12 protein-coding genes are annotated in these 13,856 nt (G+C 74.2%); 3 read left to right on the top strand and 9 right to left on the bottom strand.

Going from position 1 to position 13,856, the window contains the following annotated elements; translation table 11 throughout:
* Positions 1-121: 121 nt before the first annotated feature.
* From ACYP53_RS12365 to ACYP53_RS12380, 4 genes are read right to left on the bottom strand one after another with little or no spacing between them, the layout of a single operon-like run.
* The gene (locus ACYP53_RS12365; protein WP_189916165.1) at positions 122-1,213 is read right to left on the bottom strand and encodes a C40 family peptidase; all 1,092 of its coding nucleotides are present in this window, start codon (positions 1,211-1,213) and stop codon (positions 122-124) included.
* 17 nt (positions 1,214-1,230) lie between these two features.
* The gene (locus ACYP53_RS12370; protein ID WP_189916166.1) at positions 1,231-1,713 is read right to left on the bottom strand and encodes a poly-gamma-glutamate biosynthesis protein PgsC/CapC; all 483 of its coding nucleotides are present in this window, start codon (positions 1,711-1,713) and stop codon (positions 1,231-1,233) included.
* Complete coding sequence (gene pgsB / locus ACYP53_RS12375) at positions 1,710-3,164, bottom strand: poly-gamma-glutamate synthase PgsB (protein ID WP_459647391.1); 1,455 nt, start codon at positions 3,162-3,164, stop codon at positions 1,710-1,712. The genes ACYP53_RS12370 and pgsB overlap by 4 nt, the downstream gene beginning before the upstream one ends.
* A 21-nt stretch (positions 3,165-3,185) precedes the next feature.
* Positions 3,186-5,447 carry a HAMP domain-containing protein gene (locus ACYP53_RS12380; RefSeq protein ID WP_459647392.1) on the bottom strand — a complete coding sequence of 754 codons (2,262 nt, stop codon included), beginning with the start codon at positions 5,445-5,447 and terminating at the stop codon, positions 3,186-3,188.
* A 224-nt stretch (positions 5,448-5,671) separates the two neighbouring features.
* On the opposite strand from ACYP53_RS12380, the gene ACYP53_RS12385 reads away from it, so the two are divergent.
* The gene (locus ACYP53_RS12385) at positions 5,672-6,634 is read left to right on the top strand and encodes a hypothetical protein (RefSeq protein WP_189916168.1); all 963 of its coding nucleotides are present in this window, start codon (positions 5,672-5,674) and stop codon (positions 6,632-6,634) included.
* 180 nt (positions 6,635-6,814) lie between these two features.
* On the opposite strand, the gene ACYP53_RS12390 is transcribed toward ACYP53_RS12385, so the two are convergent.
* The gene (locus tag ACYP53_RS12390) at positions 6,815-7,252 is read right to left on the bottom strand and encodes a gamma-glutamylcyclotransferase (RefSeq protein ID WP_189916169.1); all 438 of its coding nucleotides are present in this window, start codon (positions 7,250-7,252) and stop codon (positions 6,815-6,817) included.
* A gap of 95 nt (positions 7,253-7,347) precedes the next feature.
* Here ACYP53_RS12390 and ACYP53_RS12395 point away from each other — a divergent pair, with 95 nt between their 5' ends.
* Both ACYP53_RS12395 and ACYP53_RS12400 read left to right on the top strand, forming a co-directional pair.
* On the top strand, positions 7,348-8,802 hold the full coding sequence (locus tag ACYP53_RS12395) for an NAD(P)H-quinone dehydrogenase (protein ID WP_189916170.1): 1,455 nt from the start codon (positions 7,348-7,350) through the stop codon (positions 8,800-8,802).
* 236 nt (positions 8,803-9,038) lie between these two features.
* Positions 9,039-10,004: a DeoR/GlpR family DNA-binding transcription regulator gene (locus tag ACYP53_RS12400; protein ID WP_229928600.1), complete on the top strand. Its 966-nt coding sequence runs from the start codon at positions 9,039-9,041 to the stop codon at positions 10,002-10,004.
* Between the two features lie 114 nt (positions 10,005-10,118).
* Here the strand turns inward: ACYP53_RS12400 and ACYP53_RS12405 are convergent, their stop codons facing one another.
* The 4 genes from ACYP53_RS12405 to mmpB all read right to left on the bottom strand — a co-directional run bounded on the left by ACYP53_RS12405 (position 10,119) and on the right by mmpB (position 13,705).
* Positions 10,119-11,894: an acetyl/propionyl/methylcrotonyl-CoA carboxylase subunit alpha gene (locus tag ACYP53_RS12405; protein WP_189916172.1), complete on the bottom strand. Its 1,776-nt coding sequence runs from the start codon at positions 11,892-11,894 to the stop codon at positions 10,119-10,121.
* 235 nt (positions 11,895-12,129) lie between these two features.
* Positions 12,130-12,864 (bottom strand): hypothetical protein, encoded by a 735-nt coding sequence (locus ACYP53_RS12410; protein ID WP_189916173.1) that lies wholly within the window; start codon positions 12,862-12,864, stop codon positions 12,130-12,132.
* A gap of 63 nt (positions 12,865-12,927) precedes the next feature.
* A complete protein-coding gene (locus ACYP53_RS12415) occupies positions 12,928-13,530 on the bottom strand; it encodes a nucleoside triphosphate pyrophosphatase (RefSeq protein ID WP_189916174.1) in 603 nt (200 codons plus the stop codon).
* 34 nt (positions 13,531-13,564) lie between these two features.
* Positions 13,565-13,705, bottom strand: a complete 141-nt coding sequence (gene mmpB, locus ACYP53_RS12420) for a morphogenic membrane protein MmpB (RefSeq protein ID WP_189916175.1) — start codon at positions 13,703-13,705, stop codon at positions 13,565-13,567.
* Between the last annotated feature and the right edge of the window lie 151 nt (positions 13,706-13,856).

Below are 13,856 nucleotides of genomic sequence, written 5' to 3' on the forward strand. Positions count from 1 at the left end.
CTCGGTGGCGCTTTCCGGGTGACCCGCCTTGTCGATTTCCACACACCCGGGGTTCTACACCCCCGGCGTTCCACGCCCCCGGGGTTCCACACCCCCGGGACGCGCACGGACCACGGACGGCTCAGAGCCGCTTCGCGCTGCGCAGCCCCTTCGCGTACATGCCGTTGTCGTCCAGCCGCGCCGTGCCGCCCTTGTCGCCGAAGGTCGGGCCGTCCGCCTCCTCCCGGCTGGAGATGTACCGGGGGTGGCCGTCGGTGTCCAGGCCCAGGAAGATGCCGGTGTGGTCGAGCCGGGCGCCGGTGCGGGCGTCGATCTCGAAGAACACCAGGTCGCCGGGTTGCAGCGGGTCGATCGAGGCCGGGCGCAGGGTGGTGTCGGAGCCGGCGGCGGTGGTCAGCGGGATCACTGGGACGCCGGGGCCGAGCCGGGCCAGGCCGTTGGCGGTGCGCGGCAGACCGGGGCCGGCCGCGTCCTTGGAGAGCAGCGGGTAGCCGGAGCGGTAGCCGTACACCATCCGGACGAAGCCCGAGCAGTCGAAGGCGCCGTAGCGGGCCTTGTCGGGCTGCCGGGTCACCTTGTCGGCGAAGGTGTACGGAACGCCGAGGTAGTCGAAGAAGTCGGTCTGCTCCAGCCGCAGGTCGTTGCCGGCCGAACCGTTGGGGTTGAGCGGGCCGAAGGAGGCGTCGCCCTTGAAGCGCACGCCCTTGGCGTCCTTCTCGGCGGGCGCGCCGGCCACGTACTGGCCGGCCGCCGCCAGGACGTCGTCGGCGGTGGAGCCCAGCGACTGCTGGAACCAGGTGCGGAACCAGCCCTCCTGCTCGGCGCCCGGCTTCCAGGGCTGCGGCATCAGCCGGACCCAGCTGTCGGTCACCACGGTGGCGGTGGTGGTGCCCGGCTCGGCGAAGGTGCGGCTGGGGCCGGCCAGGACGGCGGTGCGGGCGTTGTCGGTCAGCGTGGCGACCACGCCGCCGCGGGCGTCCCGGACCACCGTGCGGTCCGGCCCGGCCAGCCGCTCGTAGCGGTACCGGGCGGGCGCGGCGGCGGCCGCGGCCGTGGCCGAGTCGGGCGCGGCGGCAGCGGTGATCAGCGGCGCCGAACTGCCGGCCGCGGGCTGCCGGTCGCGGTCCCGCAGCTGCACGGTGAGGTAGCCGCTGGCGGCCAGCAGGGTCACGGCGAGGCCGCCGCTGAGCAGGGACTTGCGGGTCACTGGCATGGGGGTTCCCGTCGGGATCAGGTGCCGGGCAGGGCGCCGAGCAGGACGCCGGCGGTGAGGACGACGTAGTTGGCGAGCGTCACCGTGCTGGTGGCCATCAGGGTGGCCGCCCGGGGCTGGCGGACCAGCTGGTAGGCGATCAGGCCGGGGACGATGAAGCCGAGCGTCTGGTTGGCGTACAGGGTGGGCAGCTCGCGCTGCAGGACCAGCATCACGGTGGCCTGCAGCAGCACCCCGATCAGCACCACGGCGGCGAACAGCCGCTTGCCGTACAGGATCACCAGCTTCTGGACCACCCGGATGGCGAGGTAGGTCAGCACCGTCACGCCGATCACGATGGCCACCCGCTGGAGCGACTCGACCAGGGTGAGGGCCAGCCAGCCGGGGGTGATCATGCCGCCGGGGGAGAGGTTGGTGGTCAGGTAGCAGACCAGCGAGAAGACCAGGCCGAGCGCGATGCCGATGGCGGCGATCTCGGGGGTGAGCTCGGTGGGGATCACGGCTGGTCTCCGTAGGGGGCGGCGGTGCGGTGGTGGGGGTCGTACCAGGACTCGGGGAGTGGCTCGGGGCGGTACACCGGCTCGGGGCGGTACACGGGCTCGGCGTACGGGGCCTGCGCGGCGTACGGTGTCGGCTCCGCGTACCGGACCGGCTCGGGGTACGGCACCGCCTCGGCGTAGTACCCGGGCCAGGGGTGGTCCTCCGGCTCCGGGTAGAGCGGCTCGGGCTCGTGGTACGCGTACTCGGGCGTCTCCGGCGCGTCCGCGGCCTCGTCGGGTTCGAGCCGGGCGAGCTCCTCCAGGAACAGCTCGCCCTGGCCGTGGATGTTGCCGACGGCCACCAGTGAGGAGTCCGGGCCGAGTTCGGCCAGCAGCTCGGCGGTGAGCCGTGCCGGGTCGCGCTTGTCGCCGCCGAGGTCGACCACCCGGCCCGGCCAGCCGGCCGGGATGCCGTCGCGGGCGCTCTTGGTGGGGTGGCCGATCAGGAAGACCGTGTCGGGGTCGAGGTCCGGGACGATCTGGCCCATCTGGCCGTTGCGCTCGACCCGGTCCGGGCGGCAGTTGACCACCACGCTGAGCGGGCGGTGGATCGCGCCGAGGTCCTCCAGCTGGCGGACGTTCATCAGCGTGGACTCGGGGTCGTTGGCGGCGAAGACGTTGGCGAAGCGCAGCCGCTTGCCGTCCTCGGTGCGGTAGCGCTCGACCGAGAGCACGCCCGGGTCCGGCGGGGCCGCCCACATGCCCCGCAGCGCGGTCTCCCGCTCCACGCCGAGGAGTTCGGCGACGGCGAGGGCGATCGCGACGTTCTCCTTGAAGGTGAACCAGCTGAACCCGCGCAGTTCCTCGTCGGTGACCGTCTCCGGGTCCACCACGATCAGCCGGCAGTCCCGCTTGGCCGCCTCCGCGCGCAGGATGTGGGCGCGCTCCCGCTCGGCGGTGACGCACACCCCGCCGACCGGCATCGAACGGGACAGCGAGCGGGCGACGTCGTCCAGGGTCGGGCCCATCTCGGCCAGGTGGTCCTCGCGGACGTTGCACAGCACGCCGACGGTGGAGCGGATCAGCTTGGTCTGGTTGACCTCCTGGAGCGCCGGCATGACGGCCATGCACTCGATCACCAGGGCGTCCGGCCGGTAGGTGGCGGCGCGGCGGACGATGCCGATCTGCTCCACCACGTTGGCGATGCCGAACTTGCGGTAGACCGGCTCCTCGGTGGCGTCGGGGTGGATGAACCGGGCCGCGGTGCCGGTGGTCTTGGCGACCGTCACCAGCCCGCCGCCGCGCAGCGCGCCCGCGCACAGCCGGGTGATCGAGCTCTTGCCGCGGATGCCGTTGACCAGGACCCGGGTCGGGATCTGCTCCAGCGCGGTGAAGTGCCGGCGCTGCTCGACGATGCCGGCCACCAGCAGCACGGTGCAGCACACCAGCAGCACGACGTAGAGGAAGAGCACGGGAAGTCCTTCGGGCGGGGCTCAGCGGGTGGCGGCGGCGGAATCAGTGGCGGAGGTGGAGGCGGCGGCGGTGGGGGTGCGGCGCACGGCGCGCTCGGCGAGGTCGGCGCGCACCAGCTCCTGGCGGATCAGCTCCAGGCTGCGGGCGACGGCGCCGACCTCGTCGTGGTGGACGGGGTAGAGCACGGTGCGGCGGTCCCCGGCGGCCAGCGCCTCGGCGCTCGCGGCGAGGCGGCGCAGCGGCAGGCCGACGGCGATGTACAGCCAGCCGAGGCAGAGCGCGGCGGCGGCCAGGCCGAGCATGCCGGCCAGGACCGCGCGCCGGTCGGCCCGGTTCTGGTCGAGGTGCAGCCAGGCCACCGGGTGGTCGGTGACCACGGACCAGCCGAGCTTGGCGACGCTGCCGTTGCCGCCGAGCGGGGCGGCGGCGAGCAGGGCCGGGTCGCCGCCGTCGCGGAGCACGTCGGCGGCGGCGGACTTCTTGGCGTCGGTGAGGATCTTCCGGGCCCGGCCGTCCGGCAGGTCGCCGAAGGAGCTGTAGCCCTCGTTGGCGGCGAGCACCCGCTGCCGGTCGTCGACCAGCCAGACCCGGCCGAGGCCCGGCCGGACCAGCAGGCCGCCGAGGAAGTCGGTCTTGAACTCGCCCACCAGGACCGGCCCCTTGGCCTCCTGGGCGCCCTCCGCCTCGGCGTCGGGCGGGGCGGCGGTCAGGGCCGCGCGGGCGGCGATCCGGGGCTCCTTGCCGGAGCTGTTGAGCAGCAGCACGCCGCTCGGGCCGAGGGCCTCCGGGCCGGTGCGGTGCGGGGAGTCGCCGGCGTGGGCGAGCACCGCGCCGTCGGCGCCGAGGACGTAGAGCGAGCGGTAGCGGTCGTGCTCGGCGAGGGTGTCGCGCAGCAGGTTCTCGGCCTTGCCGACGGAGGCGTCGGTGAGCGAGGGGGCGAGTGAACGCAGGTCCGCGTAGCCCTCGTTGAGCGCCTGGCGGACCCGGTCGGCGGCGGTGTCGGTGCGGTCGCGCTGGCCGGCCACGACCTGGCCGGGCACCCGTACGGTCGGGTCGTTGCCGCCGAGGAACAGCAGCGGGCCGGACCAGCCGAGCACCAGGACGGCGCAGAGCGCGAGCGGCAGCGCGGTGCCGGGGCGGCGCCGGCGGGCGGGGGCCGCGGCCGGCGGACGGGCCGGGTCGAGGAGCTGGCGGCGCAGCTCCTCCAGGGCGCGGGCGATCCGGGCGGGCTCGCCGCGCTTCGGGCCCCGCACCCGGTCCGTCAAACGGTCGCCGCGGGTGAGTCGGCGGGACTCCAGGAAGAGGGCCAGCAGCGGGCGTTGCAGGCCGCGGTTCAGGTACCAGGCGAGCAGCAGGGCCAGCGCGAGCAGGGCACCGGCGGCGGCCAGGCCGAGCATCGGGTGGCGCAGGTTGCCGGGCTTGCCGTCGACGGTGCTGGTGGAGACCACGGTCAGGCCGAGCGGGGCGGCCTGGTCGTGCCCGCCGGGGGCGGCGACGGCGGCCCAGCCGGCGACCCGGCGCAGGCCCTTGTCGTCCGGGGTGCCGGCCAGGCTGCCGGAGGCCGTCTCGCCGGGCGCCGGGCGCTGCCGGGCGGCGCGCTCGCGGGCGGTGGTGACCACCGTGCGGTCGCCCTCGGCGGTGAGCTCGGCGCCGGTGGTGTCCAGGACGGCGCCGGCGGCGTCGAGGACCTGGATGGTCTGTTCCTTGCGGGTGGCGATGCCGGGCAGCCGCAGGTTGTCGGAGGCGACCAGCAGGGCGTGGCCGTCGGCCTTGGTGGCGACCAGCGCGAAGGTGAGCAGCCGGGTGCCGGCGGCGGAGGGCACCAGGACGGGGGCGGGCGCGGTGTCGGTGACCTTGGTGAGGTCCAGGCCGGCCAGCGGGACGGTCTCGCCGCGGGCGGCCAGCAGCCGGCCGGTGTCGGGACGGACGACCACCGTGCCGCGCCACTTGCGGTACGCCTGGCCGAGCGCGGTGAGGACGGCGGCGGGCTCGGCGGGCGCGTTCTCGTAGCGGGCGGCGGCCCGGCGCAGGTCGGTGGCGCTCTCGTGCAGTCCGGCGCGCAGCGAGGCGGCGGTGTCCTCGGCGGCGTACTGGTGGGACTCGCGGACGGCCTGCGGGGTGTCGTCGACGCGCAGTCCGCCGACGGCCAGGGCGGTGATCGCGGCGACCGCGAGCAGCAGGACCAGCAGCAGCGCGATGGGCGGGCGGATGCCTCCGAGCAGCGGCATGTCGGCCCGACGGCGGTAGCGGTGCTGCCGCGGCGGGGTCGGTGCCGTGCTCACGAGGGGCCTCGTTCTCCTCCGGGCTCACCGTGCCGGCTTCGGGAGGGCGACGCGGCCGTCCCGGTCAAGCGATGATCAAGAAAGGGTCAAGCCGGACCAGCGTACGAAGAGGTTTCGAAAAAGTTGTCACATATCGGTTGCGATCAGGTGCCGCTTTGGTGTCGATTCGCCCCTCCTCGGCATGGATCATGGCGCCACCGGCAAGCACGGTAGGTTCGACCGCCATGGAGACTCGGGGTTCGCGACGCTCGCCACTGCTGCCGGTGGCGGTGCTGCTGGTGCTGGCGGCGCTCGCGGGGGCGCTGACCCTCGCCGCGCGCGGCCGGGCCGAGCGGCCGCGGGTGGTCCCGGCGACCTCCTCCGGCCCGGCCCCGGTGGACCTGGCGGCCCGGGTCGACGACTACACGGCCGACTTCGCGGCGGGCGGCCCGTACACCGGGCCGGACGCGACGCAGCGCCGGGCGGTGGCCGACGGCGTGCTCGGCGCGCTGGACGGGCAGCCCGAGCAGGCGGGCCGGGAGCTGGCCAGGGCCGGCTACCGGCTCACCGAGTTCACCGAGGCCGCGACCGGCCGCCGGGTCGCCGAGATCGCCGACGGGGACGAGGACCGGGGCCGCGGCTGGGGCCGGGTCTACCTGGACCTCTCGGCCCGGGCGAACTGGTCCGTGCAGGTGCCCCACCCGGTGTCGGACGCCCGTACCGAGGCGCTCGGCGTGGAGCTGTTCCGCGCCGCGCCCGGCGGCGTGCTGGTGCTCGCCGGGGCGCACCGCCGGGCCGGGGCGGACGGCTCCTCGGACGTCGCGCACCGCTCGGACACCGTCTTCGCCGCCGTGGTCGAGGCGCTCACCGGGCGCGGGCTGCCCGGCATCCAGGTGCACGGCTTCGACGAGGGCAGCCTGCCCGGGCAGGACGCGGTGGTCTCCAGCGGCGCCGGGCAGGCCGGACCGGCCGCCGAGCTCACGGCGGCCGGGCTGGGCCGGGCCGGGTACGCGGTCTGCCGGGCCTGGCGGGAGAAGTGCGGGCAGCTGGAGGGCACCACGAACGTCGAGGGCCGGTTCGCGGCCGGCGTCGGGGTGCCGTGGCTGCACGTCGAGCTGGGCAACGGGCTGCGCACCGAGCCGGCCCGGCGCGCGGTGGTGGCCGGGGTGCTGGCGGAGACGGCGCGCAGCTGGGGCGCCAGGCCCTGACCGGGGCCTGACGAGGGGCTAGGGCGTGTCTGACAATTCGCGTCGGATCAGCGCGCGGCGTTGGGGTGCGTGCATCGCAAGGCGGAGGAGGGAGTCCATGCGGAGCATCGGCGACCGACGACAACGCGGCGAGGTGCGTGCCCCGGCGTCGCGCGCCCGGCGGGAATTGTCAGACACGCCCTAGCAGGGCCGGCGGCGCAGGTCCATGACGTAGTCGTGCGGGGCGCCGGCGCTCTCGGCGGCGTCGGCGATCAGGCCGAGGTAGCGGGCCGCGGGCAGGCCGCCCTCGTAGTCGTTGAGCACGTACGTCCAGACCGGGATGGACCCGTCCAGGGTCTGCGCGCGCAGCTTGATCTTGCGGTAGATGCCGAGCTGGACGCCCTCCCAGCGGTCCAGCCCGTCCTCGTCCATCGGCGAGACGTCGTACAGCGAGACGAAGACCTGGTCCTTCTCGTCCTCGACGACGGTGGCCAGCGAGCCCTCCCAGCCGAGCTGCTCGCCGCCGAAGGTGAGCCGCCAGCCGTCCAGCCACCCCGTGCCGCGCAGTGGGGAGTGCGGGGCGCGGCGGGTCATCTGCCGGGCATCGAGGTTGGTGGCATACGCGGCGTAAAGGGGCATGGGGGCCAGGGTAGCCCGGTCGGCGGGCGGTCCGGGCCCCCGGATTCGCACAGAGCGCCGACCCCGGCGTGGCGGCGCTCCCGGCGTGCGGGACAATGGTGAGCGTGACTCGGATCGTGATCATCGGTGGCGGACCCGGCGGCTACGAGGCGGCCCTGGTCGCCGCACAGCTCGGCGCGGAGGTGACCGTCGTCGACCGCGACGGTCTGGGCGGATCGGCGGTGCTCACGGACTGCGTTCCGTCGAAGACCCTGATCGCGACCGCGGAGGTGATGACCACCTTCGACAGCTCGTACGAGGAGCTCGGCATCCTCGTCGCGGACGACACCCCGCCGCTGGAGCAGGCGGCCCGGGTCATCGGCGTGGACCTGGGCAAGGTCAACCGCCGTGTGAAGCGACTGGCGATCGCCCAGTCCCACGACATCACCCAGTCCGTCACCCGGGCCGGCGTCACCGTGCTGCGCGGCCGCGGCCGGCTCGGCTCCGGCGGGCAGGACGTGGACGGCTCCCGCGAGGTCCTGGTGGACGCGCCCGACGGCACCGTGCAGTCGCTGCGCGCCGACGCGGTGCTGATCGCCACCGGCGCGCACCCGCGCGAGCTGCCGGACGCCCAGCCGGACGGCGAGCGGATCCTGACCTGGACCCAGGTGTACGACCTGGAGGAGCTGCCCCGCGAGCTGATCGTGGTCGGCTCCGGCGTGACCGGCGCCGAGTTCGCCGGCGCGTACCAGGCGCTCGGCTCCAAGGTCACCCTGGTGTCCAGCCGCGACCGGGTGCTGCCGGGCGAGGACCCGGACGCCGCCGAGGTGCTGGAGGACGTCTTCCGGCGCCGCGGCATGAACGTGATGGGCCGTTCGCGGGCCGAGAGCGTCAAGCGGATCGGCGACCGGGTCGAGGTGACCCTGGCCGACGGCAAGGTGATCGAGGGCTCGCACTGCCTGATGGCCGTCGGCTCGGTCCCCAACACCTCCGAGATGGGCCTGGAGGAGGCCGGGATCAAGCTGAACGACTGGGGCCAGATCCAGGTCGACCGGGTCTCCCGCACCACCGCCCCCGGCGTGTACGCGGCCGGCGACTGCACCGGCGTCTTCATGCTCGCCTCGGTGGCGGCCATGCAGGGCCGGATCGCGATGTACCACGCGCTCGGCGACGCGGTGCAGCCGCTGAACCTCAAGACCGTGGCCTCCAACGTCTTCACCGACCCGGAGATCGCCACCGTCGGCTACACGGCGGCCGACGTGGAGTGCGGCAAGATGGACGCCGTCGTGGTCAAGCTCCCGCTGCGCGGCAACCCGCGGGCGAAGATGCAGGGCATCAGGGACGGCTTCGTGAAGCTGTTCTGCCGCCCGGGCACCGGCATCGTGGTCGGCGGCGTGGTGGTCGCCCCGCGGGCCAGCGAGCTGATCCACCCGATCTCGCTCGCGGTGGACGCCAATCTGACGGTCGAACAGGTGGCCAGCGCCTTCACCGTCTACCCGTCGGTCTCCGGCTCGACCGCCGAGGCCGCCCGGCAGCTGCACATCCGCAAGCGGGCCGACGGCGAATCCTGAGCTCAAGGCGTGAAGTTGGGGGCGGCTGCCGGTCGGTGGCCGCCCTTCGCGTACGGGTGATCGTCACCCGTACGGCGGGCGCAGTCCAGGGCTATTGACGGCGCGTATTGTACGGTCACGCGCCGCTCGTGCGTGAGCAATTCCCGCTACGAGCTGCAAACGCCTGAAAGCAGACGGTCACGCAGGTTACCGTCGGTTCTGTGTTTGCTGCAGAACGTCGCCAGTTGATCCTCGAAATGGTGCGCGCCAACGGAGCCGTCTCGCTCCGGGAGTTGGCCCGCGTCGTCCAGACCTCCGAAGTGACCGTGCGCCGGGACGTGCGGGCGCTGGAGGCAGAAGGGCTCCTCGACCGCCGCCACGGCGGCGCGGTGCTCCCCGGCGGCTTCAGCCGCGAACCCGGATACCCGCAGAAGACCCACCTCTCCGCGGCGGAGAAGAGCGCCATCGCGGACCTCGCCGCCGGCCTGGTGGAGGAGGGGGACGCGGTGGTGGTCGGGGCCGGCACCACCACCCAGGAGCTGGCCCGCCGACTGGCCCGGGTACCCGGTCTGACGGTGGTCACCAACTCACTGCTCGTCGCCCAGGCGCTGGCGCACGCCAACCGGGTCGAGGTGGTGATGACCGGTGGCACCCTGCGCGGCTCCAACTACGCCCTGGTGGGCAGCGGCGCCGAGCAGTCGCTGCAGGGGCTGAGGGTCACCAAGGCCTTCATCTCCGGCAGCGGGCTGACCGCCGAGCGCGGGCTGTCGACCGCGAACATGCTGTCCGCGAGCGTGGACCGGGCACTGGTGCAGTCGGCCGCCGAGGTCATCGTCCTCGCCGACCACACCAAGCTCGGCACGGACAGCATGTTCCCGACCGTCGCCACCGAGACGATCACCCGGCTGGTCACCGACGAGCAGGCCACCTCGGAGGACGGCACCGCCCGCGAGCTGGACGCGCTGGCCGACTGCGGGGTGCAGATCGACCTGGCGCCGATCGGGGCCGCCCCGAGCGGCGACGCCCCGGTGCACGGCACCGGCAGCGGGCCCGTCCACCAGACCCAGCCCGGCCCGCTGGCCCGCCGCACCGCCCCGCCCTCCGGCGGCGCCCCGCTGCCCGGCCAGCGCCGCCCCGGCGCCCACGGCGGACCGGGCGGGCCGGTCGGCCACGGCGGGATGCCGGTCCGGCTGGCCGAACTGGGCCTGCCGCGCGGCCGCTGAGCCCGGCGGGCCGCCGCCGCTCCGAAACGCGACCGCTCCGAAACAAGACGCTCCGAAACGCGACCGGGCCGCACGCCCCGAGGGCGTACGGACCGGTCGGAGCTTCCGGACGGGTCAGTCCTTGATCTCGCAGAGCGCGGCGCCGCTGCTGACGCTCGCGCCCACCTCGGCCTTGAGGCCGACGACGGTGCCCGCCTTGTGGGCGTTCAGCGGCTGCTCCATCTTCATCGCCTCCAGGACCACGATCAGCTCGCCCTCGGCGACGACCTGGCCCTCCTCCACGGCGACCTTGACGATGGTGCCCTGCATCGGCGAGGCCAGGGTGTCACCGCTGACGGCCGAGCCGGCCTTCTTGGCGCCCACCCGGCGCTTGGCCTTGGCGGCACCCGCCGCACCGGCGGCCGGGGCCGCGGCGACGCCCAGCGAGGACGGCAGTGAGACCTCGATCCGCTTGCCGCCGACCTCGACCACGACGGTCTCCCGGCCCTCGGCCTCCTCGCCCTCACCGGCGCCGCCGGCGAACGGCGGGATGGTGTTGGCGAACTCGGTCTCGATCCACCGGGTGAAGACCGTGAACGGCTCGTCGCTGCCGTGCACCTCCGGCGCGAACGCCGGGTCGGTGACGACCGCCTGGTGGAACGGGATGGCGGTGGCCATGCCCTCCACCTTGAACTCGCTCAGCGCGCGGCGGGCCCGCTCCAGGGCCTGCTTGCGGTCGCGGCCGGAGACGATCAGCTTGGCCAGCAGCGAGTCCCAGGCGGGGCCGATGACCGAGCCGGTCTCCACGCCGGAGTCCAGGCGCACGCCCGGGCCCGACGGCGGGGCGAACAGCGTCACGGTGCCGGGCGCGGGCAGGAAGTTGCGGCCCGGGTCCTCGCCGTTGATGCGGAACTCGAAGGAGTGGCCGCGCACCTCGGGGTCGCCGTAGCCCAGCTCCTCGCCGTCGGCGATCCGGAACATCTCGCGGACCAGGTCGAGGCCGGTGACCTCCTCGGTGACCGGGTGCTCGACCTGCAGACGGGTGTTGACCTCCAGGAAGGAGATCGTGCCGTCCACCGCCACCAGGAACTCGCAGGTCCCGGCGCCCTCGTAGCCGGCCTCCTTCAGGATGGCCTTGGACGCCCGGTACAGCTCGGCGTTCTGCTCGGGGGTCAGGAACGGCGCGGGGGCCTCCTCCACCAGCTTCTGGTGGCGGCGCTGCAGCGAGCAGTCACGGGTGGAGACGACGACCACGTTGCCGTGCTTGTCGGCGAGGCACTGGGTCTCCACGTGCCGCGGGTTGTCCAGGTAGCGCTCGACGAAGCACTCGCCGCGACCGAAGGCGGCGACCGCCTCGCGCACCGCGGACTCGTACAGCTCCGGGATCTCCTCCAGGGTGCGGGCGACCTTGAGGCCGCGGCCGCCGCCGCCGAAGGCCGCCTTGATGGCGACCGGCAGGCCGTGCTCCTGCGCGAACGTGACGACCTCGTCGGCGCCCGAGACCGGGTCCGGCGTGCCGGCGACCAGCGGGGCACCGGCGCGCTGCGCCACGTGCCGGGCGGTGACCTTGTCACCGAGGTCGCGGATGGCCTGCGGGGGCGGGCCGATCCAGATCAGACCCGCGTCGAGGACGGCCTGGGCGAAGTCGGCGTTCTCCGACAGGAACCCGTAGCCGGGGTGGACGGCGTCCGCGCCGGAGTCGGCGGCCGCCTTCAGGACCTTGGAGATGTCCAGGTAGCTGGTAGCGGGGGTGTCACCACCCAGCGCGTAAGCCTCGTCGGCCGCGCGGACGTGCAGCGCATCCCGGTCCGGCTCGGCGTAGACGGCGACGCTGGCGATACCGGCGTCCGAGCAGGCCCGGGCGACGCGGACGGCGATTTCCCCGCGGTTGGCGATGAGCACCTTGCGCACTGTGGCTCCCTTCTTGAACCTCGTTGAGTTTATGGATTCCTGGGCAGTACCGGCGAGTAGCCCCGGGTTGTGAACTATCCCACACGCTCGGTGATGGGATTCAGGGGTCGGAACCGGCCGGTAGGAAGACTCCGCAGCTCGTAGGGGTGGGGCCGCGGCGGCAGGGGGCCACAGGGGGTGACGGAGCGGCGGCGTGGCGGGACGGTGGCATGGACCACACTCTCGCCCGGACCGCTCAAGCGGCGCCGGAGCGGGCGGCGGGCCGCTGCACCGCCTCGGCCGTCACGTCGGCCACCAGCTCCACCATGTCCGGCCCGTACGCCTCCGGGTTGACGACCCGGAGCACCAGCGCGAAGGTGCCGTTGCGGCCGTGCCGGCGGGCGAGTTCGCGGTGGTGGGCGACCAGGTAGCGCACACCGGCCTGGTTGGCGGTGCCGGTCTGGCCGGAGATCAGGAACACCGGACGGCCGCCGTCCGGGGTGGCGATCCGGGCCAGCAGGGTGTGCGCCTGGTCCTGGTCGGCCGTGTAGTCGCGCTCGCCCACCACCAGCACGTTGCTGCCCGGGCCGGGGCCCGAGGTGACCAGCACGCCCGGCAGGCCCCAGGCCAGGTGGGCGGCCATCCGCTCGTTGCTGACCGGGCCGCCCAGGCAGAGCTCGGTCTTGGCGCCCAGGCCCCGGTGCGCGGCGTCGTGCGCGACCAGCTCGGGCCGCGCGCCGCACTCCTCGACCAGCCCGGCCAGCCACATCAGGGCGTAGGCGTCCCGGCGGGTCACGGTGTTCGCGTGCGAGCCCGCGCCGACGCTGCGCGGCACCACTATCAGGCACTCGCTGTCGGCCGGCAGCCCGAGGAACTCCCGCACCCGTTCGACCCGGCGGCGCCGCCGCACGGCCTGGGCGAGCCAGCCGAGGCCGGCGCTGATCGCGCTGGCCACCAGCCCCAGCACCACGTTGAGCACGCTGTCGGTCATCGCCGCTCCCTCCCCCGTCCGGACGGCGGTCAGCTTAGAGGGAGGGACACCGGGTGCGGGAGGTCACGTCGTCCACAGATCGACGATGCGCACGTCGAGGTCGGCGAGCAGCCGGCGCAGCAGCGGCAGGGACAGGCCGATGACGTTGCCCGGGTCGCCGTCGATGCCCTCGACGAACGGTGCCGAGCGGCCGTCCAGGGTGAACGCCCCGGCCACGTACAGCGGTTCGCCGGAGGCCACGTACGCGGCGATCTCCTCGTCGTCCGGGGTGCCGAAGCGGACGGTGGTGGAGGCGGTGGCCGAGGACTGCCGGCCGGTCGCCGTGTCGATGACGCAGTGGCCGGTGCGCAGCACCCCGGCGCGGCCGCGCATCGACTGCCAGCGGGCGACGGCCTCGGCGGCGTCGGCGGGCTTGCCGAGCGCCAGCCCGTCTAGCTCCAGGACGGAGTCGCAGCCGATCACCAGCTCGCCGTCGGCGAGTTCGGCGGCGACGGCCTTCGCCTTGGCCTCGGCCAGCACGAGCGCGAGCTCGGCGGGGGAGGCAGCGGTGATCGCGTCCTCGTCGACGCCGCTGACCACCACGCGCGGGTCGAGACCCGCCTGGCGCAGCAGCCCGAGGCGGGCGGGGGAGGCGGAGGCGAGGACGAGGGAGCGCTGGTCGGTCATGGCCACCAGCGTAGGGGGTGCCGGTGTCCCCCGTTCAGGTGAACGACCGGGAGATCATGATCAGGACGGAGCCCACCAGCACGATGGCGAAGAGCACCTTGCCGGCCCGCTGCATCCGCTCCTGCATCCGACGGGCCTCGGGCGAGGGCTCGTCGCGGGGGTCTGACCAGAGCACCCGTCCAGAGTGCGCCGTGCCCGGGTGCGGGCGCCTGAGTATCCGTACTCAGGTTTCCGGCGATCCGGACGGAAGGGCCCCGCGGCGCGGGACGTCCCGCACCGCAGGGCCTCGGTGTTCTCGTACGGCTTCCGTACGGCTTCCGTAGGGC

The sequence above is a fragment of the Kitasatospora sp. Ki12 genome, assembly GCF_054601375.1.